The organism is Streptomyces sp. NPDC085524, from assembly GCF_044541755.1.
Classification (GTDB): domain Bacteria; phylum Actinomycetota; class Actinomycetes; order Streptomycetales; family Streptomycetaceae; genus Streptomyces.
In genome coordinates this window covers 141,105-161,179 of record NZ_JBITTH010000024.1, presented here as the reverse complement: position 1 = coordinate 161,179, position 20,075 = coordinate 141,105, and the positions used below count along the sequence as shown (strand labels likewise).

13 protein-coding genes, 1 tRNA gene and 1 rRNA gene are annotated in these 20,075 nt (G+C 71.4%); 12 read left to right on the top strand and 3 right to left on the bottom strand.

What is annotated here, in order from left to right; all coding sequences use genetic code 11:
• The 3 genes from rrf to ACIGFK_RS31305 all read left to right on the top strand — a co-directional run.
• Window positions 1-93: ribosomal RNA gene (rrf, locus tag ACIGFK_RS31315) — 5S ribosomal RNA — on the top strand; the annotation flags it as partial.
• Between the two features lie 5 nt (window positions 94-98).
• Window positions 99-174, top strand: a tRNA-Thr gene (locus ACIGFK_RS31310).
• Window positions 175-323: 149 nt separating this feature from the next.
• Window positions 324-569, top strand: a complete 246-nt coding sequence (locus tag ACIGFK_RS31305) for a hypothetical protein (protein ID WP_376660625.1) — start codon at window positions 324-326, stop codon at window positions 567-569.
• Here ACIGFK_RS31305 and ACIGFK_RS31300 read toward each other — a convergent pair whose 3' ends face one another.
• Window positions 570-3,155 carry a SpoIIE family protein phosphatase gene (locus ACIGFK_RS31300; protein ID WP_400054517.1) on the bottom strand — a complete coding sequence of 862 codons (2,586 nt, stop codon included), beginning with the start codon at window positions 3,153-3,155 and terminating at the stop codon, window positions 570-572.
• A gap of 168 nt (window positions 3,156-3,323) precedes the next feature.
• Between ACIGFK_RS31300 and ACIGFK_RS31295 the strand changes: the two genes are divergently transcribed.
• The 8 genes from ACIGFK_RS31295 to ACIGFK_RS31260 all read left to right on the top strand — a co-directional run bounded on the left by ACIGFK_RS31295 (window position 3,324) and on the right by ACIGFK_RS31260 (window position 17,149).
• Window positions 3,324-8,834, top strand: a complete 5,511-nt coding sequence (locus tag ACIGFK_RS31295) for a HAMP domain-containing protein (protein WP_376660627.1) — start codon at window positions 3,324-3,326, stop codon at window positions 8,832-8,834.
• 235 nt (window positions 8,835-9,069) lie between these two features.
• Complete coding sequence (locus ACIGFK_RS31290; protein WP_376660628.1) at window positions 9,070-9,744, top strand: two-component system response regulator; 675 nt, start codon at window positions 9,070-9,072, stop codon at window positions 9,742-9,744.
• 233 nt (window positions 9,745-9,977) lie between these two features.
• Complete coding sequence (locus ACIGFK_RS31285) at window positions 9,978-12,746, top strand: DNA translocase FtsK (protein WP_376660629.1); 2,769 nt, start codon at window positions 9,978-9,980, stop codon at window positions 12,744-12,746.
• Window positions 12,747-12,914: 168 nt separating this feature from the next.
• Window positions 12,915-13,820, top strand: a complete 906-nt coding sequence (locus ACIGFK_RS31280; RefSeq protein WP_376660630.1) for a helix-turn-helix domain-containing protein — start codon at window positions 12,915-12,917, stop codon at window positions 13,818-13,820.
• 126 nt (window positions 13,821-13,946) lie between these two features.
• Entirely contained in the window at window positions 13,947-15,443 is a 1,497-nt protein-coding gene (gene rimO / locus ACIGFK_RS31275) for a 30S ribosomal protein S12 methylthiotransferase RimO (protein ID WP_376660631.1), read from the top strand.
• Window positions 15,440-16,096: a CDP-diacylglycerol--glycerol-3-phosphate 3-phosphatidyltransferase gene (gene pgsA, locus ACIGFK_RS31270; protein WP_376660632.1), complete on the top strand. Its 657-nt coding sequence runs from the start codon at window positions 15,440-15,442 to the stop codon at window positions 16,094-16,096. The genes rimO and pgsA overlap by 4 nt, the downstream gene beginning before the upstream one ends.
• A gap of 32 nt (window positions 16,097-16,128) precedes the next feature.
• Window positions 16,129-16,662: a CinA family protein gene (locus ACIGFK_RS31265; protein WP_376660633.1), complete on the top strand. Its 534-nt coding sequence runs from the start codon at window positions 16,129-16,131 to the stop codon at window positions 16,660-16,662.
• Window positions 16,663-16,771: 109 nt separating this feature from the next.
• On the top strand, window positions 16,772-17,149 hold the full coding sequence (locus tag ACIGFK_RS31260) for a helix-turn-helix domain-containing protein (protein WP_150259817.1): 378 nt from the start codon (window positions 16,772-16,774) through the stop codon (window positions 17,147-17,149).
• Window positions 17,150-17,533: 384 nt separating this feature from the next.
• Here the strand turns inward: ACIGFK_RS31260 and ACIGFK_RS31255 are convergent, their stop codons facing one another.
• Together ACIGFK_RS31255 and ACIGFK_RS31250 are read right to left on the bottom strand one after the other, a co-directional pair.
• On the bottom strand, window positions 17,534-18,304 hold the full coding sequence (locus tag ACIGFK_RS31255; RefSeq protein WP_376659197.1) for an SDR family NAD(P)-dependent oxidoreductase: 771 nt from the start codon (window positions 18,302-18,304) through the stop codon (window positions 17,534-17,536).
• A 36-nt stretch (window positions 18,305-18,340) separates the two neighbouring features.
• Window positions 18,341-19,141 (bottom strand): Fpg/Nei family DNA glycosylase, encoded by an 801-nt coding sequence (locus ACIGFK_RS31250; protein ID WP_376659196.1) that lies wholly within the window; start codon window positions 19,139-19,141, stop codon window positions 18,341-18,343.
• A 186-nt stretch (window positions 19,142-19,327) separates the two neighbouring features.
• Between ACIGFK_RS31250 and ACIGFK_RS31245 the strand changes: the two genes are divergently transcribed.
• Window positions 19,328-20,035, top strand: coding sequence for an NADPH-dependent F420 reductase (locus ACIGFK_RS31245; protein ID WP_376659195.1), 708 nt, complete (start codon window positions 19,328-19,330; stop codon window positions 20,033-20,035).
• The last annotated feature ends 40 nt before the right edge of the window (window positions 20,036-20,075 follow it).

The following is a 20,075-nucleotide window of genomic DNA, read 5'->3' as shown; positions in this document are numbered from 1 at the left end:
ACGCCCGGTTACATTCCGAACCCGGAAGCTAAGCCTTTCAGCGCCGATGGTACTGCAGGGGGGACCCTGTGGGAGAGTAGGACGCCGCCGAACAACCCGCCCTTTTAGCTCAGTCGGTAGAGCGTCTCCATGGTAAGGAGAAGGTCAACGGTTCGATTCCGTTAAAGGGCTCCATGAGAAAGGCCCCCGCCTTGTGGCGGGGGCCTTTCTGCGTTTGTGGTGTCTGTCAAGTCCCGACTTTCCGGGCCATGACCAGGGTCGCGCCTCGAGGCGCAATGGGTTCACGGGAGCCCGAGCTCCTCGACCCGAGGAAGGACCCTCTCATGACCGTGAACGCGAACATCGCATGGATCCGACGCTTCGTCCTGCGGCTCGTGACGACGCTCGAGCACGGTGCCGGTGCCCGATCCACGTCTTCGCCGGCCGTGCAGCCCCCCGTGGTCTTCGAGTCGGGTTGCGCACCGGAGAGCGCCGAGCCGGGTGCCGGCGATGCCACCGGGCCCCCCTGGGCCACGGGGATGGCCGAACCGTCGTTCATGATCGTGTCGCCGCGGCTTCCGCGGCGGTGATCAGTCGCCCGTGCGCTGGTGGGGGACCCGGAAGGCGAGGATGGCCATGTCGTCCGAGGCAGGTTCGGCCGCGAAGCGTTCCACGGCGCGCAGGACCCGGGAGGCGACCGCGCCCGCGGTGAGGCCCGTGCAGGTGGTGAGGACCTCGGTGAGGCCGTCGTCGCCGAGCATGCGGGAGCCCTCGCGGCGTTCCGTCACCCCGTCCGTGACGCACAGCAGTACGTCGCCCGGGTCGAGGGTCAGCGTCTGCTCGTAGAGGTCGAGGTCGTCGATGACGCCCAGCAGCGGCTGGGGCTCGGCGGCTGCGAGGACCTCACCGTTCGGGCGCAGGCGCAGCGGGAGCGGGTGGCCCGCGCAGACGACCTTCATCAGGGCCCCGCCGTCCGGCTGGGGGTGCAGTTCGCCGTAGAGGAGCGTGAGGAAGCGGCTGCGGGCGCCCTCGTCGAGGATGGCCGCGTTGAGGCGCTGGAGGACGGCCGGGCCGCCGAGGCCCTCGCGGGCCAGGAGGCGCAGGGCGTGCCGGGCGAGGCCGGTGACGGCGGCCGCTTCGGGCCCCGTCCCGCAGACGTCTCCGATGGCGAAGCCGTACGCGCCGTCGCGGATCGGGAAGACGTCGTAGAAGTCGCCGCCCACCTCGTTGCCCTCGCCGGCCGCGCGGTAGATGACCTCGACGTCCATGCCGGGGATCGCGGGGGAGCCGGGCGGCAGCAGGCTGCGCTGGAGGGAGCGGCTGATCGCGGTGCGCTCGGAGTAGAGGCGGGCGTTGTCCAGGGCGAGGGCGGCCCGGCGGGAGAGGTCCTCGGCGAGTTCGAGGATCTCCTGGCGGAAGTGCTCCTCGGAGGGCTTGCCGAGGGTGAGCAGTCCGATGACGCGGTTGCGGGCGAGGAGCGGGAGAACGACGGTCTCGCCGCCTACGGCGAGGGAGGTTTCCGGCCAGGGGCGGGCGCCGGCCTCGCGGACCGGTTCGGGCGGGCTGACCCGGGAGAGCAGGGCCTTGAGGGCGTCGATGCGTTCCTCGTCCTCGTGGAGCACGTACGAGAGGTACGGCTCGGAGGACTGGTCGGCGATGGTGTAGACGGCGCACCAGGTGGCGAGGGTCGGGACGGTCATCTGGGCCATCAGGGCCAGGGTCTGGTCCCGGTCGAGGGTGCCGGCCAGCAGGTCGGAGGCCTCGACGAGGAAGGACAGGGAGCCGCGCCGCAGGCGTTCCAGTTCGCCGAGGCGGGCGGATTCGACGGCGAGGGCGATGCGGTCGGCGGCGAACTGGAGGCGCAGGGCCTCTTCGTTGGTGTAGCGGCCCGGGATCTCGGCGGCCACGCCGAGGGAGCCGGTGAGCCGGCCTTCGACCTTGAGGGGGACGGTGACCGCGGAGCGCATGCCGGTCGACTCCAGGAGCGGCACGGCCCCGGGGACGACGGCGAGGTCGTCGTGGACGGCGGGCATGCGGGCGGAGCCGTACCGGTTGGTTCCGGCCTCGACGGGGACGCGGGCGAACCGCTGGCGCGTCGAGGGCAGCCCCGTGGTCGCGCGGACCTCGAGTTCCGTCTCGTCGTCCGTCGCGAGGAGGAGGAAGGCCGCGTCGGCGTCGAGGAGGTCGCGGGCCCGCTCGACGGTGCGCTGGAGAAGGGCGTCGAGGTCGTCGGGGGCGGGAGAGCCGATGAAGACCTCGAACGGGTCCACGGGGCGGGGCTCGGTGAGCTGGCCGCTGTCGGCGGCGGGGGTGCGCACCGGGGTCTGGAGCAGGGCGCGCTCGTCGTCGTGGACGAGGAGGCAGACGATGGACGGCTCACCGTGGGCGTCGCGGACCCGCAGGTGGGAGGCGTAGACGGGGATGACGCGGCCGTCCGCGCCGCGGAGCCCGTAGCTGCCCTCCCAGCGCGACAGGCGCAGGGCCTCGGCGATGCCGGTCCCGGTGCCGGGGGTCTGCGGCCAGGCGGCGAGCTCGGCGAGCGGGCGGCCCACGGTCTTCTCGGCCGGGTAGCCGAAGATGTGCTCGGCGTCCTCGTTCCAGGCGCTGATGCAGTCGGCGGCGTCGATCTGGAGGACGGCCACGCGGACCCGGCTGTCGGCGAGGGGGAGCAGCCGGTCGGGTACGACCGGGCCCGCGGAGCGGGTACCGACCGGCCGGTCCGGGAGGTCGAGGCGGAACCACACGTGTTTGTGGGTGGCCGTGTACTCGACGCCCCAGCGCGTGGCGAGGGCGGCGCACAGCATCAGGCCCCGGCCGCTCTCGCGGTCGGGGTCGGCGTACGGGCGCTCGCCGGGGTGCTGGAGCGGGAGCTCCCGCTCCGGGTAGCGGTCGGCGACCTCGACGCGCACGCCGTCCCCGGAGCGCAGGCACAGGACCTCGGCCCGGGTTCCGGCGTGGACCACGGCGTTGGTGACGAGCTCACTGGTGAGGACCACCGCGTCGTCGACGATGTCCGCGAAGCCCCATCCCTGCAGCGTGTCGCGGACGAACGCGCGAGCGGCGGCGACGGATCGCCCGAGGGGATCGAAACTGGCAGCCGCCCGTGCCGTGATCACGAGTCTCCTTCGACGCGGTTGGACATCGAGTGCCAGGTTACTTACCTTCGCGGTCGGCATGGTGCCTCCGTCCGGGAATCCACCCGGAGGGTACGGCGGGTATGCGATGGTGCCGAAGTGTTATGGCCGGGTTCGGCCGGGGTGAAACACTGGGCAGGCTTGCGGAACCGGCTCGTGAGGAGTCAGGTGTCCGGTGGAACGGCGGTCGACCCTTTCGGGAGGGACACGGTGGAGTCTGGCGCAGCGGTGCGGCGTACAGGGACGCGGCCGAAGGGCGGGCGTCCGCGGCGTGGCGACACGACCGAAGTCGATACCGCCGCTCTGAACCGGCTGCTCACGGCCCTGGTGTCGATGCGGGACGGGAACTTCCGCAAGCGGCTGACGGTGTCCGGCGAAGGCGTGATGGCGGAGATCGCCGCCGTCTACAACGAGGTCGCCGACCGCAATCTGCACCTGACGGGGGAGCTCTCCCGGGTCCGGCGGATGGTGGGCCGCGAGGGCAAGCTCAGCGAACGGCTGGAAACGGGCGCCTGCGAGGGCTCCTGGGCGGCCGCGATCGACGCCTCGAACCAGCTGGTGGACGACCTGGCGCGGCCGGTGTCCGAGGTGGGCCGGGTGCTGTCGGCGGTGGCCGAGGGCGATCTGGACCAGCGGATGGACCTGCGCACGCAGGCACCCGAGGGGGTGGGGCATCCCCTGCGAGGGGAGTTCCTGAAGGTCGGGCGTACCGTCAACAACCTGGTCGACCAGCTGTCCGCGTTCACCGACGAGGTGACGCGCGTGGCGCTGGAGGTGGGCACCGAGGGCAAGCTCGGCGGTCAGGCCCAGGTGCGCGGAATGTCCGGTTCCTGGAAGGATCTGACCGACTCCGTCAACACGATGGCGTACCGGCTCACCGCTCAGGTGCGTGACATCGCCCTCGTCACGACGGCGGTCGCCAAGGGCGATCTGTCGCGCAAGGTCACGGTGCACGTGGCCGGCGAGATGCTGCAGCTGAAGAACACCGTCAACACGATGGTGGACCAGCTGTCCTCCTTCTCCTCCGAGGTGACCCGCGTCGCCCGCGAGGTGGGCACGGAGGGCGAGCTGGGCGGCCAGGCGAAGGTGCCCGGGGTCGCGGGCGTGTGGAAGGACCTGACCGACTCCGTCAACACCATGGCCGGCAACCTGACGGCCCAGGTGCGCGGCATCGCGCAGGTGACGACGGCGGTCGCGAACGGCGACCTGTCGCAGAAGGTACGGGTGAGCGCGCGCGGCGAGGTCGCGCAGCTGGCCGAAACGATCAACCAGATGACCGAGACGCTGCGGACGTTCGCGGACGAGGTCACGCGCGTGGCGAGCGAGGTCGGCGCCAAGGGCCTGCTCGGCGGCCAGGCGCAGGTGCCGGGTGCGGCGGGTACGTGGAAGGACCTCACCGACTCGGTGAACACGGTCTTCCGCAACCTGACCACGCAGGTGCGGGACATCGCGCAGGTGACGACGGCGGTGGCCAACGGCGACCTGTCGCAGAAGGTCACGGTCAACGTGGCCGGCGAGATGCTGGAGTTGAAGAACACCGTCAACACGATGGTGGACCAGCTCCAGTCCTTCGGTGCCGAAGTGACGCGCGTGGCCCGTGAGGTCGGTGTCGAGGGCGAACTGGGCGGCCAGGCGCAGGTGCCGGGTGCGGCGGGTACGTGGAAGGACCTCACCGACTCGGTGAACACCGCCTTCCGCAACCTCACCGGGCAGGTCCGCAACATCGCCCAGGTGACGACGGCGGTGGCCAACGGCGACCTGTCGCAGAAGGTCACCGTGGACGTCTCCGGCGAGATGCTCCAGCTGAAGAACACCGTCAACACGATGGTGGACCAGCTGTCCTCCTTCGCCGACCAGGTCACGCGGATGGCGCGGGACGTGGGCACGGAAGGCCGCCTCGGCGGACAGGCCAGGGTCGAGGGGGTGTCCGGCACGTGGAAGGAGCTCACCGACTCCGTCAACTTCATGGCCGGCAACCTGACCTCCCAGGTGCGGCAGATCGCCCAGGTCACCACGGCCGTGGCGCGCGGTGACCTGTCCCAGAAGATCGACGTGGACGCGCGCGGCGAGATCCTGGAGCTGAAGAACACCATCAACACGATGGTCGACCAGCTCTCGGCCTTCGCGGAGCAGGTGACCCGGGTGGCCCGGGACGTGGGTACGGAAGGCCGTCTCGGCGGTCAGGCGCAGGTGCCCGGCGTGGCCGGCGTATGGCGTGACCTGACGGACTCGGTGAACGGCATGGCCGGGAACCTGACCTCGCAGGTCCGCAACATCGCCCAGGTCGCCACCGCGGTGGCGCGCGGTGACCTGTCGCAGAAGATCGACGTGGATGCGCGCGGCGAGATCCTGGAGCTGAAGAACACCCTCAACACGATGGTGGACCAGCTCTCGAGCTTCGCGGAGCAGGTGACCAGGGTGGCCCGCGAGGTGGGCACCGAGGGCATCCTCGGCGGCCAGGCGGAGGTCAAGGGCGTCTCCGGTACCTGGAAGGACCTCACCCAGTCCGTCAACTTCATGGCGAACAACCTGACCTCGCAGGTGCGCAACATCGCCGAGGTGACGACCGCCGTGGCCACGGGCGATCTGTCGAAGAAGATCACGGTTGACGCCAAGGGCGAGATCCTGGAGCTGGTGACCACCGTCAACACGATGGTGGACCAGCTGTCGAGCTTCGCGGAGCAGGTGACCAGGGTGGCCCGCGAGGTGGGTTCCGAGGGCATCCTCGGCGGTCAGGCGCGGGTGCGCGGGGTGACCGGCATCTGGAAGGACCTGACCGACAACGTCAACCTGATGGCCAACAACCTGACCTCGCAGGTGCGCAACATCTCGCAGGTCTCCTCCGCGGTGGCCAACGGCGACCTGACGAAGAAGGTCACCGTCGAGGCGCGCGGCGAGGTCGCGCAGCTCGCCGACACGGTCAACACGATGGTGAAGACCCTGTCCTCCTTCGCGGACGAGGTCACGCGCGTGGCCCGCGAGGTGGGTACCGAGGGCATCCTCGGCGGGCAGGCGCACGTGCCGGGCGTCTCGGGGACCTGGAAGGACCTCACCGACTCGGTGAACTTCATGGCCTCCAACCTCACCGGTCAGGTGCGGCAGATCGCCATGGTCACGACCGCCATCGCCAAGGGCGACATGACCAAGAAGATCGACATCGACGCCCGCGGCGAGATCCTGGAGCTGAAGACCACCATCAACACGATGGTCGACCAGCTGTCCTCCTTCGCCGACCAGGTGACCCGGGTGGCCCGCGAGGTGGGCACGGAGGGCATCCTGGGCGGCCAGGCCCGCGTCCGGGACGTCGACGGCACCTGGCGGGACCTGACGGAATCGGTGAACGAGATGGCCGGGAACCTGACCCGGCAGGTGCGCGCGATCGCGGCCGTCGCGACCGCGGTGACCCGCGGCGACCTGAGCCTGAAGGTCGACGTGGACGCGGCGGGCGAGATCCAGGTCCTCCAGGACAACATCAACACGATGATCGTCAACCTGCGCGACACCACCCTGGCCAACAAGGAGCAGGACTGGCTCAAGGGCAACCTCGCCCGGATCTCCGCCCTGATGCAGGGCCGCCGGGAGCTCGACGACGTGGCCTCGCTGATCATGAGCGAGCTGACCCCGGTGGTCTCCGCGCAGCACGGCGCCTTCTTCCTGGCGCTGCCCGCCGGCGGGAGCACCGAGATCGGGACGGAGGGCGGCGCGGACGGCTCGTACGAGCTGCGGATGCGCGGGAGCTACGCGTACGCCGGGGGCCAGATGCCCACCTCCTTCCGGCCGGGGGAGGGGCTGATCGGCACGGTCGCCGAGGAGAAGCGGACGATCCTCGTCGAGAACACCCCGCCCGGCTACCTGAAGATCTCCTCCGGGCTCGGCGAGGCGCCGCCGGCGCACGTGATCGTGCTGCCGGTGCTGTTCGAGGGGAAGCTGCTCGGCGTCATCGAGCTCGCGTCCTTCACCCCGTTCACGCAGATCCAGAAGGACTTCCTCAGCCAGATCGCCGAGATGATCGGCACGAGCGTCAACACCATCAGCGTCAACTCCAAGACGGAGATGCTGCTCAAGCAGTCGCAGGAGATGACCGAGCAGCTGCGCGAGCGCTCCGACGAGCTGGAGAACCGGCAGAAGGCCCTGCAGGCCGCCAACGCGGAGCTGGAGGAGAAGGCCGAGCTGCTGGCCCGGCAGAACCGCGACATCGAGGTGAAGAACACCGAGATCGAGGAGGCCCGGCAGGTCCTGGAGGAGCGTGCCGAGCAGCTCGCGGTCTCGATGCGCTACAAGTCCGAGTTCCTGGCGAACATGTCGCACGAGCTGCGCACCCCGCTCAACTCGCTGCTGATCCTGGCGAAGCTGCTCGCCGACAACGCGGACGAGAACCTCTCGCCGAAGCAGGTGGAGTTCGCCGAGACCATCCACGGCGCCGGCTCCGACCTGCTCCAGCTGATCAACGACATCCTCGACCTCTCGAAGGTCGAGGCCGGGAAGATGGACGTCTCGCCGACCCGGATCGCCCTGGTGCAGCTGGTGGACTACGTGGAGGCGACCTTCCGGCCGCTGACCGCGGAGAAGGGCCTGGACTTCTCGGTCCGGGTCTCGCCGGAGCTGCCGGCGACCCTGCACACGGACGAGCAGCGGCTGTTGCAGGTGCTGCGCAACCTGCTGTCGAACGCGGTGAAGTTCACCGACACCGGGGCGGTGGAGCTGGTCATCAGGCCCGCCGGGTCCGACGTGCCGACGGCGATCCGCGAGCAGCTGCTGGAGGCCGGTTCGCTGCGGGAGGCGGACGCCGACCTGATCGCCTTCTCGGTGACCGACACCGGGATCGGGATCGCCGCGAGCAAGATGCTGGTGATCTTCGAGGCGTTCAAGCAGGCCGACGGCACGACCAGCCGCAAGTACGGCGGTACGGGCCTGGGCCTGTCGATCAGCCGGGAGATCGCCCGGCTGCTCGGCGGGGAGATCCACGCGGCCAGCGAGCCCGGCCGCGGCTCCACCTTCACGCTGTACCTGCCGCTGCACCCGAGCGAGCTGCCCCCGCAGGGGTACGCACCGCCCACGCCCGGCGGCGCCCGCGGCGAGCTGTACCGCAGGCCGGCCGACGGGGTGCGGCCCGCGCTGCCGCAGGCCCCGGCCGCGTCCGTGCCCGTACCGGTGGCGCAGGCGCAGTACGCGCGGCCGGGGCTGCCGGCCGCGGAGCCGGCGGGGCAGGGCTCCTCGGCGCTGTTCCGGCGGCGCCGCAAGAGCCTTCCCGAGCCGCTGCCGCGTACGGAGGTGCCCGGCCAGCCCGACGCCGATGCGTGGGGCGTGGAGGAGGCGCTCCCGGTCCCGCCGCGGGCGTACGACTTCCGGGGCGAGCGGGTGCTCATCGTGGACGACGACGTCCGCAACGTCTTCGCGCTGACCAGCGTGCTGGAGCAGCACGGCCTGGCGGTCCTCTACGCCGAGAACGGCCGGGAGGGCATCGAGGTCCTGGAGCAGCACGACGACGTGGCCGTGGTGCTGATGGACATCATGATGCCGGAGATGGACGGGTACGCGACGACGGCCGCGATCCGGCAGATGCCGCAGTTCGAGGGGCTGCCCATCATCGCGCTCACCGCCAAGGCGATGAAGGGCGACCGGGAGAAGGCCATCGAGTCGGGTGCGTCCGACTACGTCACCAAGCCGGTCGAGCCCGACTACCTACTGTCGGTCATGGAAGGGCACATGCGCGGAAAGTGATCGACAGCGCGGACGTGATCGGGAGGCGCAGGGGGAACCTTCTGCCCTCCCGCCACGTTTCCGCATCGTGCACAGTGACATCTTGGTGACAGGGTGTGGCGATCTCGGGACTGGGGCTACGATGACCGGCACAAGGACGGACGGCGTAAGGATGCCGTCCTCTGGGGCGGGGCCCGGCGGACAGGCCGGAGCCTTGAGCCGGGGAGGCCCCATGCCGGGGCGAGGAGGACAGGGCATGGTGCAGAAGGCCAAGATCCTCCTGGTCGACGACCGGCCGGAGAATCTGCTGGCGTTGGAGGCCATCCTCTCCGCGCTCGATCAGACACTGGTCCGGGCGTCGTCGGGGGAGGAAGCGCTCAAAGCGCTGCTGACGGACGATTTCGCGGTCATCCTGCTGGATGTGCAGATGCCGGGAATGGACGGATTCGAAACGGCCGCGCACATCAAGCGGCGGGAACGGACCCGGGACATCCCGATCATCTTCCTCACCGCGATCAACCACGGTCCGCACCACACGTTCCGCGGCTACGCGGCCGGTGCGGTCGACTACATCTCCAAGCCCTTCGACCCGTGGGTGCTGCGCGCCAAGGTCTCGGTCTTCGTGGAGCTGTACACCAAGAACTGCAAGCTGCGGGAGCAGGCCGGGCTGCTGCGGCTCCAGTTGGAGGGCGGCGGTTCCAACGGCGACGGCAGCAAGGAGACGGCCGGACTGCTGGCCGAGCTCTCCGCGCGGCTCGCGGCGGTCGAGGAGCAGGCCGAGGCGCTGACCAAGCAGCTCGGCGAGGATTCGGCCGATGCGGGCGTGGTGGCGACCGCGGCGCACCTGGAGCGCAAGCTCACCGGGCTGCGGCGGGCCCTGGATGCGCTGGAGCCCGGTACCGGCGGAGCGGTGCTGCCCGCGCAGGGCTGAGTGCGACTCCGGGACGCTGCTGCCGCTGCGGCCCGGTCCGGAGCCGGGTGCGGGCGGGTTGCGGAAGCAGCGGCGCCGACGGGCGCCCGGCATCCGCGAAGCCGCCCCCGGAGGAGGGCTGAGGCTTCGTCAGGTGTGGTGGGGCGTCAAAGGGCCTGCGGGGCACGCGACACGAACGGGTGAAGGGGTGGGCACGCGTGTCCACCGGCGCGCGCACCGGTAACCTCGGGCCCATGGCCTCAAGTACGTCCGGCAAGGGTTCCCAGAGCACCGCGGGCACCGCGAAGAGCCGCACCGGTCGTACGACGGCGCCGGCGAAGAAGGCGGCTCCCGCGCGCAAGCCGCCCGCCAAGAAGGCCGCGGCCGCCAAGCGCGCCCCGGTCAAGAAGGCCGCGGCCAAGCCCGCGCCCTCCCCGACCGGGGGTGTGGTGCGGCTGGTGCGCGCCGTCTGGCTCGGCTGCGCGCACGCGGTCGGCGCGGTCTTCCGCGGGATCGGCCAGGGGGCGAAGAACCTCGACCCCGCCCACCGCAAGGACGGCGTGGCACTGCTGCTGCTCGCCCTCGCGCTGATCGTCGCCGCCGGAACCTGGTCGAACCTGAGCGGGCCCGTCGGGGACCTGGTCACCATGCTGGTCACGGGCGCCTTCGGGCGGCTGGACCTGCTCGTGCCGATCCTGCTCGGCGTGATGGCGGTACGTTTCATCCGCCACCCCGAGCAGACCGACGCCAACGGCCGCATCGGCATCGGCCTCTCCGCCCTCGTCATCGGCGTCCTCGGCCTGGTCCACATCGCCTGCGGCGCCCCCGGCCGCGACGAGGGCACCACCGCCATGCAGAACGCGGGCGGACTCATCGGCTGGGGCGCCTCGAAGCCGCTGATCTTCACCATGGGCGCGCCGCTGGCCGTGCCCATGCTGGTGCTGCTCACCGTCTTCGGGCTGCTCGTGGTCACCGCGACCCCGGTCAACGCGATCCCCCAGCGGCTGCGCCGGCTCGGCATCAGGCTCGGGATCATCGCCCCGAACGAGTACGACGAGGCCTACGGGGAGCAGGAGGGCGGCGCTCCGGCGGCCCGGCGCGACCGGCACGACGCCGAGCAGTGGCGGGCCCGTACGGGCGGGGCCGACGGCTCGGGCGACCCCGTGGACGCCGCCGAGGAGGAGGCGCTGGCCCGGCGCCGGCGCCCGCGCAGGGCCCGGCCGTCCATGGAGCGGGAGATGGACGCCGTGGACGTGGCCGCGGCGGCCGCCGCGGCGCTGGACGGCGTGGTCTACGGCGGGATGCCGCCCTCGCCCCTCGTCGCCGACCTCACCCAGGGGATCACGCCCGAGCGGGAGGGCGCGGAGGTCACCGCTCCCGTGCCGCCCGCCCGCGAGGAGCGCCCCGTACCGGAGGCCGAGCCCGCCGGGCAGCCGCACGCCACCACCGCCGCGGCCTCCGGGACGCTGTCGGTTCCCGACCTGACCAAGGCCCCGCCCGAGACGCAGCCGCTGCCGCCGCGGGCCGAGCAGCTCCAGCTGCGCGGCGACATCACGTACTCCCTGCCCTCGCTGGACCTGCTGGAGAAGGGCGGGCCAGGCAAGACCCGCAGCGCCGCCAACGACGCGGTCGTCGCCTCGCTGCGCAACGTCTTCACCGAGTTCAAGGTCGACGCGGACGTCACCGGCTTCACCCGGGGCCCGACCGTCACCCGGTACGAGGTCACCCTGGGCGCGGCGGTCAAGGTCGAGCGGATCACCGCGCTGACGAAGAACATCGCCTACGCGGTGGCCTCGCCGGACGTCCGGATCATCAGCCCGATCCCGGGCAAGTCGGCGGTCGGCATCGAGATCCCGAACACCGACCGGGAGATGGTCAACCTCGGCGACGTACTGCGCCTCGCGGACGCGGCCGAGGACGACCATCCGATGCTGGTGGCGCTCGGCAAGGACGTCGAGGGCGGCTACGTCATGGCCAACCTCGCGAAGATGCCGCACGTGCTGGTCGCCGGCGCCACCGGCTCCGGCAAGTCCTCCTGCATCAACTGCCTGATCACCTCGATCATGGTGCGGGCCACGCCGGAGGACGTGCGGATGGTCCTCGTCGACCCCAAGCGGGTGGAGCTGACGGCGTACGAGGGCATCCCGCACCTCATCACGCCGATCATCACCAACCCCAAGCGGGCCGCCGAGGCCCTCCAGTGGGTCGTGCGCGAGATGGACCTGCGCTACGACGACCTGGCGGCCTTCGGCTACCGGCACATCGACGACTTCAACCAGGCGATCCGGGACGGCAAGATCAAGCTGCCGCCGGGCAGCGAGCGCGAGCTCAGCCCCTACCCGTACCTGCTGGTGATCGTCGACGAGCTCGCCGACCTGATGATGGTGGCCCCGCGCGACGTCGAGGACTCGATCGTCCGCATCACCCAGCTGGCCCGCGCGGCCGGCATCCACCTGGTGCTCGCCACCCAGCGGCCCTCGGTGGACGTGGTGACCGGTCTGATCAAGGCGAACGTGCCCTCGAGGCTCGCCTTCGCGACCTCCTCGCTCGCCGACAGCCGGGTCATCCTCGACCAGCCGGGCGCGGAGAAGCTCATCGGCAAGGGCGACGGCCTGTTCCTGCCGATGGGCGCGAACAAGCCCGTCCGCCTGCAGGGCGCCTTCGTCACCGAGGACGAGATCGCCGGGATCGTGCAGCACTGCAAGGACCAGATGGCGCCCGTCTTCCGCGACGACGTCACCGTCGGGCAGAAGCAGAAGAAGGAGATCGACGAGGACATCGGCGACGACCTGGACCTGCTGTGCCAGGCGGCGGAGCTGGTGGTCTCGACCCAGTTCGGTTCCACCTCGATGCTCCAGCGCAAGCTGCGGGTGGGTTTCGCCAAGGCCGGCCGGCTCATGGACCTGATGGAATCGCGCGGGATCGTCGGCCCGAGCGAGGGTTCGAAAGCGCGCGACGTCCTGCTCAAGGCGGACGAGCTGGACGCCGTGCTCGCCGTCATCCGCGGCGAGACCGGACCGTAAGCAAACCCGGGGCAACCGTTTCCCTTGGGCCCGCGTCAAGTTGAACGGAGGGGAGCTTCCCTCGCCATTCGGATGGCGTAGGAAGTGCACCCTCCGGTTGCTCCACCCTTTCGTAACCCCCCTAGACTGGACATCCAGCAGGTGGCTACACGCTCGAAAGGCGCCCTCGTGTCCATCGGCAACTCCAACTCCCCCGAAGAGAAGCGGCCTTCGACCGACGACCGGTCCGAGGACCGCATCGTCGAACCCGTCGTCGAAGGACCGTCCATCGGGACGGCCCTCAAGAAGGCCCGGATCGCCGCCGGGCTGACAGTCGACGAGGTCAGTTCCACCACCCGCGTGCGCATCCCGATCGTGCACGCCATCGAAGAGGACGACTTCACGCGGTGCGGCGGCGACGTCTACGCCCGCGGTCACATCCGTACGCTCGCCCGCGCCGTGCACCTCGATCCGGCACCCCTGATCGAGAGCTACGACGCGGCCCACGGCGGCCGGCCGGCACCCACCCCCGCCGCGCCGATGTTCGAAGCCGAGCGGATCCGCCCCGAGCGGCAGCGGCCCAACTGGACCGCCGCCATGGTCGCCGCCATCGTCGCCGTGATCGGCTTCGTCGGCTTCACCGCTTTCAGCGGCGGCGACGAGAAGGGCAAGCGGCCGGTGGCGGAAGGTTCCGCCTCACCGAAGCCCGCACCCAAGCAGAGCGGCGGAAAGCCCGCCGCGCAGCCCCAGCAGACCCCCCAGGCCCCGCAGGCGCCCAAGCCGGAGCCTTCGGACAGCGCCATCGCGGCGGCCCCGAAGGACCTCGTCACGGTCGTCCTGACTGCCGAGACGGGCGAGAGCTGGATCTCCGCGAAGGACCACAGCGGCCGGCTGCTCTTCGACGGCACCCTCGCGCAGGGCGAGTCGAAGACCTTCACGGACAAGGAGTCCGTCGACCTCGTGCTCGGCGACGCCGGGGCCGTGAAGCTGTTCGTGAACGGCAAGGAGATCAAGGACGACTTCCAGCCGGGACAGGTGGAACGTCTCACATACACCAAGCAGGACCCGCTCCAGAATCAGCCCCAGGCGGGCTGAGCCCGGTCCGCCCTAGGGCGGAATGCTTTGATCCGGATCCCCGGGGTGCCCTTCCGCGCCCCGGGGATCTTGATGTAAGGGGACTTGGGGCGGGGGTCGGCGCCGGGACGAAGTAGTCTTGAGTCCATGCCCGAACGCCGTACCGTCGCCCTTGTCACTCTTGGCTGCGCCCGTAACGAGGTGGACTCGGAGGAGCTCGCAGGCCGCTTGGCGGCGGATGGCTGGGAGCTCGTCGAGGACGCCGCCGATGCGGACGTAGCCGTCGTCAACACCTGCGGCTTCGTCGAAGCCGCCAAGAAGGACTCCGTAGACGCCCTCCTGGAAGCCAACGATCTCAAGGATCACGGCAAGACCCAGGCCGTCGTCGCCGTCGGCTGTATGGCCGAGCGCTACGGCAAGGAACTCGCCGAAGCGCTCCCCGAGGCCGACGGAGTCCTCGGTTTCGACGACTACGCCGACATCTCCAACCGCCTCCAGACCATCCTCAACGGTGGCAGCGTCGAGGCCCACACCCCGCGCGACCGGCGCAAGCTGCTGCCGATCAGCCCGGCGGAGCGCCAGGACACCGCCGTGGCCCTGCCCGGCCACGCCCAGGAGCCTGCGGCCGCCCCCTCGGACCTCCCCGAGGGCCTCGCGCCCGCCTCCGGGCCGCGCGCGCCGCTGCGCCGCCGCCTGGACAAGAGCCCCGTGGCCTCGGTCAAGCTGGCCTCCGGCTGCGACCGGCGCTGCTCCTTCTGCGCCATCCCGTCCTTCCGCGGCTCGTTCATCTCCCGCCGCCCCAGCGACGTGCTGGGCGAGACGCGCTGGCTCGCCGAGCAGGGCGTCAAGGAGATCATGCTGGTCTCCGAGAACAACACCTCGTACGGCAAGGACCTCGGCGACATCCGCCTGCTGGAGACCCTGCTGCCCGAGCTCGCCGAGGTGGACGGCATCGAGCGCGTCCGCGTCAGCTACCTCCAGCCCGCCGAGATGCGCCCGGGCCTGATCGACGTACTGACCTCGACCCCCAAGGTCGTGCCGTACTTCGACCTGTCCTTCCAGCACTCCGCCCCCGACGTGCTGCGCGCCATGCGCCGCTTCGGTGACACCGACCGCTTCCTGGAGCTGCTGGACACCATCCGCTCCAAGGCCCCGCTGGCCGGCGTCCGGTCCAACTTCATCGTCGGCTTCCCCGGAGAGACGGAAGGCGACTTCGCCGAGCTGGAGCGTTTCCTCACCCACGCCCGCCTCGACGCCATCGGCGTCTTCGGCTACTCGGACGAGGACGGCACCGAGGCCGTCGGGTACGAGAACAAGCTGGACGAGGACACGATCGCCGAGCGTCTCGCGCACATGCAGCGGCTCGCCGAGGAGCTCACCTCGCAGCGCGCGGAGGAGCGGATCGGAGAGACCCTGGAAGTGCTCGTCGAGTCCGTCGACCCCGTCGGCGGGGACGACGAGGACGAGGTCGGGGCCTACGGGCGGGCCGCGCACCAGGCGCCGGAGACCGACGGCCAGGTCGTCTTCACGGACAGCACGGGCCTGGTCCCCGGGCGCATCGTCACGGCGAAGGTGGTCGGCACCCTGGGTGTGGACCTCGTCGCCGAGCCGCTGGGCATGGAACTCGAGGAGGCGGCCGGATGACCGGAGTCCCGGCATCTGCGGCGGGCGGGACCGGCCGCCGGCCCGCGCCCGGCGCGAAGCTGGGGGCGGCGGCCGTGAATCAGGCCAGCCTGTGGAACATCGCCAACATCCTGACGATGATCAGGCTCGTCCTCGTGCCGGGGTTCGTCCTCCTGCTGCTGGCCGACGGCGGGTACGACCCCGCCTGGCGGGCGTGGGCGTGGGCGGCGTTCGCCGTCGCCATGATCACGGACATCTTCGACGGGCACCTGGCCCGGACGTACAACCTGGTCACGGACTTCGGCAAGATCGCCGACCCGATCGCCGACAAGGCGATCATGGGGTCGGCGCTGATCTGCCTGTCGTGGCTGGGAGACCTGCCCTGGTGGGTGACCGGGGTGATCCTGGGCCGTGAGCTCGGGATCACGCTGATGCGCTTCTGGGTGATCCGCTACGGAGTGATTCCGGCCAGCCGGGGCGGCAAGATGAAGACCCTGGCCCAGGGCACGGCCGTGGGCATGTACGTGCTCGCGCTGACCGGGGCACTGGCGACCATGCGCTTCTGGGTGATGGCGCTCGCCGTGGTGCTGACCGTCCTCACCGGTTTGGACTACATCAGGCAGGCGGTCGTACTGCGCCGCAAGGGTCTCGCGGCGGAGCGGGCCGCGGCGTGACAGGGGTGACGGGGGAGAGCGCCGGGAATTCCGTGGGGGCGGAATCCGGTGCGAGCGCCGTCGCGGTGGCGACGGACGTGTTGCGGCTGCTCGCGGAGAGTGACGAGACCCTCGCCGTGGCCGAGTCCCTGACCGGCGGCATGGTGGCCGCCGAGCTCACGGCCGTCCCCGGGGCCTCCCGGTCCTTCCGCGGCTCGGTCACCGCGTACGCCACCGAGCTCAAGCACGTCGTCCTGGGAGTGGACGCGGGGCTGCTTGCGGCCGAAGGTGCGGTGAACGCGCAGGTCGCGGAGGAGATGGCGGCCGGGGTGCGGCGCGTGCTCGGTGCTTCGTGGGGGATCGCGACCACCGGAGTGGCCGGTCCCGACCCGCAGGACGGGCAGCCGGTGGGCACCGTCTTCGTCGCCGTGGACGGCCCGGCGGTCAGGAAATCGGCCCGGCTGAGGTTGAACGGCTCCCGTGCGGAAATCCGTAGGGAGAGTGCACGCACAGTGCTCGAACTTCTTTCGAGCCAACTCCGTGAGAATGCGCGGAGGCAGGATACGGAACAGAACGGGGGGATTTGATGTTTGCAGCCCTGAGTGAACACGACATCGCTCCCCGCACGGCCGCGGCGCGAGGCGGTACGGTGGGGCGTGAAGGATGCGGCTACACGGTCAGAGGAGGGAGCCACCGATGATTCTGCTCCGTCGCCTGCTGGGTGACGTGCTGCGTCGGCAGCGCCAGCGCCAGGGCCGTACTCTGCGCGAAGTCTCCTCGTCGGCCCGAGTTTCGCTCGGCTATCTCTCCGAGGTGGAGCGGGGGCAGAAGGAGGCATCCTCCGAGCTGCTCTCCGCGATCTGCGACGCGTTGGACGTACGGATGTCCGAGCTGATGCGCGAAGTCAGCGATGAACTGTCGCTGGCCGAGCTGGCACAGTCGGCCGCGGCAAGCGAACCGGTGAGTGTGCCGGTACGCCCGATGCTCAATTCGGTTTCCATGACCTCGGTCACGGGTCCGGAGCGGGTGACCATCAAGGCGCCTGCGGAAGCGGTGAATGTCGTAGCCGCGTGAGCGAGCACGTCGGTTCGTGAGTGTGGCCGGAGCCCCGGCCGGTGCGTGGAGCACCGGCCGGGGCTCCCGGCCGTTCTGGGTGCGGGCTCGCGGGGGGTGCGGGAGGATGGGGCCGTCCGGGTCCCGGCCCCTGGGAGGCAGCCGTGCGGCGGTTACCGCGACTGCCTGTGGCGTTGGCCCTCGCAGTGGGGCTGCTGTGGTGGTGGGCCGTGCTGCGGCTGGTGCTCGCACCGGGGCAGGCCGGGCCCGTCGAGGGCGCCGTGGCCGTGGGCGGCTGGGGGCTGGGCCTGCTGCCGGTGCACTGTGTACCGCGCCCGGTGCGGAGGGCTCGGCGGCGGCCGGCCGACGGGTCCGGCGCGGCGGCCGGAGCCTTCCCCGGGGCCGCTACCACGGCATCGACACTCCACCGTTCGGGCGAAGGATCTGGCCCGTCATGAAGGACGAGGCGTCCGACGCCAGGTAGAGCACGGCCTGGGCGATGTCCTCGGGCTCGCCGACCCGGCGCAGCGGGGACATGCGGACCATCACCGCCTCGGTCTGCTCCTGCACCTCGGGGCTGTGCCGGCCGGTCATCGGTGTGCGGATCCATCCGGGCGCGACCGCGTTGACCCGGATCCCGTGCGGGCCGGCCTCGGTGGCGAGGGTCTTCGTCAGCTGGACCACCGCCGCCTTGGCGGCGCTGTAGCAGAGCAGGCCGGGCTGGGCGGCGTCCACGGCGCCGGAGGCCATGGTGACGATGGAACCGGGCCGGCCTGCCGCGATCATGGCGCGGGCGGCCTCCTGGCAGGTGCGCAGGACCCCCTTGAAGTTGATGTCGAGGACCCGGTCGAGGTCCTCGTCGGCCGTCTCCAGGACGCTGCTGCTGTGCATGATCCCGGCGATCGCGGCGGCGATGTCGAGCGGGCCGGCCGCGGCGACGGCCGCGCGCAGGGCCGCCCGGTCGGTGACGTCGAGGGGGTGGACGGTGGCCGCGCCGCCGGCCTCGGCGACGAGGGCGGCCGTTTCGGCGAGGCCCTCCTCGTCGCGGTCCGCGCAGTGCACGTGCGCGCCCGCCCCGGCGAGGAGGGCGGCGGTGGCGCGGCCTATGCCGCTGGCGGCGCCGGTGACCAGGGCGGTGCGGCCGGTGAGGTCGTACGAGGCTGTGGGTGTGGGCATGCCGGGACCGTACGAGGGGATCTGACGGTGCGTCAACTAGGTGGTGGGGCCGGATTGGCAGTTCGGGCACCAGTACGTGGGCCGGCCGTCCTGCGGGGCCTCGCGGACGGGGGTGCCGCAGCGCAGGCAGGGGGCGTGCGTGCGCCCGTACACGAACAGCTCCTGGCCGGGGCGGCGGCTGCCGGTGGTGTTGCGGCGCCGGTGGGTGTCGCCGACGTTCGCGGCGAGCAGCCGCTGCGCGGCGGCGGCCAGCCGGGGGAGCGTGGTTTCCGGGTCGGGGAGGGCCCCGACGGGGGTCCAGGGGGTGACCTGGGCGAGGAAGCAGAGCTCGGCCTTGTAGATGTTGCCGATCCCGGCGAGGTTGCGCTGGTCCAGGAGGGCCTCGCCGAGGGGGCGCCCGGGGGCCGAGAGGAGGTTCGCGGCGGCGAGGGCGGGATCCCAGTCCGGGCCGAGGAGATCGGGGCCCAGGTGGCCCACGGCGTGGTCCTCCTCGGCGGTGCGGATCAGTTCCAGCACGGGGAGGCGGTAGCCGACGGCGGTGTGGTCGGCGTTGCCGAGGACCGCCCGGATCTCGTGGGCGGGGCCGCCGCGCCAGCGCTCGCCCGCGGGGAACACGTACCAGGCGCCGTCCATCCGGAGGTGGCTGTGCAGGGTGAGGCCGCCCTCGAAGCGGGTGAGGAGGTGCTTGCCGCGGGGCGTGACGCCGAGGGTCAGGCGGCCGGTGAGGTCGGCCGTGGCGAAGCGGGGGACGCGCAGGTCGCTGCGGGTGAGGGGCTTCCCGGCGAGGGCCGCGTGCAGCCGGTCCGCGACGCGGCGGATGCTGTCTCCTTCGGGCATGCCCCCATTGTCCGCCCCCCGGCGCGGCGGGCGGGCGGGCGTGCCGTGGCGGGGCCGGGTGCAGGGGCCGGCTCCGCCAGGTGGGCGACCCGTTCGGGGCGGGTCCGCGCGTCCGCCGCCGGCCGGGGCGGGTTCCTGGCGAGGCTCTGCGTACGGGGATCCGCCAGCGCAGAACGGAGCATCCGCATGAAGGTCGCAGTTCTCGGCACCGGCGGTGGAGGTCGCGCCCACGCGGCCCGGCTGCTGGAGCTCGGTCACCGGGTGTACGTCGGCACCCGGGACACCCGGGCCACCCTCGGCCGCTCCGAACCCGACTTCATGGGCATCGATCCCTTCGGGCAGTGGGCCGCCCACTACCCGGACATCGAGCTCATGGACTTCGCCGCGGCCGCGGCCGCGGCCGACTTCGTCATCAACGGGATCGACGGCGCCAACGCGGTGCGCGTGCTCGGCGGGATCGGCGACCACCTGGCCGGCAAGACCCTGATGGACTACGCCGTCCCGTTCGTCTACAACCCCGAGCAGGCCCACCCGTGGCCCACCCCCTGGGGGGTGATGCCCGCCCTGGACCCGGTGGACCACGACAGCCTGGGGGAGCGGATCCAGCGCGCCCTCCCCGCCGTCAGGGTGGTCAAGGCGTGTGTCACCCAGGAGCAGCAGACCGCCGTCGACCCGCGGGCCGTGGCGGGCGGCGACCACACGATGTTCGTCGCGGGCGACCACGAGGACGCCAAGGCGGAGGTCACCGCCCTGCTGCGGGCCTACGGCTGGCAGGACGTGCTCGATCTCGGCCCGCTCGTCTGCTCGCGCGGCATGGAGATGTACTCCCACATGCACAGCGCGATCCAGTTCGCGCTCGGCGGCGCCCGGTTCGGCATCAAGGTGATGCGCTGAGGGGAGGGGCCGGGGACAAGGGGCGAGCCCCTGCGACGGG

Excerpts from the sequence above, each read along its gene's own strand:
- ACIGFK_RS31305 (WP_376660625.1), top strand. The coding sequence starts at position 324 with ATGACCGTGAACGCGAACATCGCATGGATCCGACGCTTCGTCCTGCGG.
- ACIGFK_RS31300 (WP_400054517.1), bottom strand. The coding sequence starts at position 3,155 with ATGCCGACCGCGAAGGTAAGTAACCTGGCACTCGATGTCCAACCGCGT.
- ACIGFK_RS31290 (WP_376660628.1), top strand. The coding sequence starts at position 9,070 with ATGGTGCAGAAGGCCAAGATCCTCCTGGTCGACGACCGGCCGGAGAAT.
- ACIGFK_RS31285 (WP_376660629.1), top strand. The coding sequence starts at position 9,978 with ATGGCCTCAAGTACGTCCGGCAAGGGTTCCCAGAGCACCGCGGGCACC.
- rimO (WP_376660631.1), top strand. The coding sequence starts at position 13,947 with ATGCCCGAACGCCGTACCGTCGCCCTTGTCACTCTTGGCTGCGCCCGT.
- pgsA (WP_376660632.1), top strand. The coding sequence starts at position 15,440 with ATGACCGGAGTCCCGGCATCTGCGGCGGGCGGGACCGGCCGCCGGCCC.
- ACIGFK_RS31260 (WP_150259817.1), top strand. The coding sequence starts at position 16,772 with ATGATTCTGCTCCGTCGCCTGCTGGGTGACGTGCTGCGTCGGCAGCGC.
- ACIGFK_RS31255 (WP_376659197.1), bottom strand. The coding sequence starts at position 18,304 with ATGCCCACACCCACAGCCTCGTACGACCTCACCGGCCGCACCGCCCTG.
- ACIGFK_RS31250 (WP_376659196.1), bottom strand. The coding sequence starts at position 19,141 with ATGCCCGAAGGAGACAGCATCCGCCGCGTCGCGGACCGGCTGCACGCG.
- ACIGFK_RS31245 (WP_376659195.1), top strand. The coding sequence starts at position 19,328 with ATGAAGGTCGCAGTTCTCGGCACCGGCGGTGGAGGTCGCGCCCACGCG.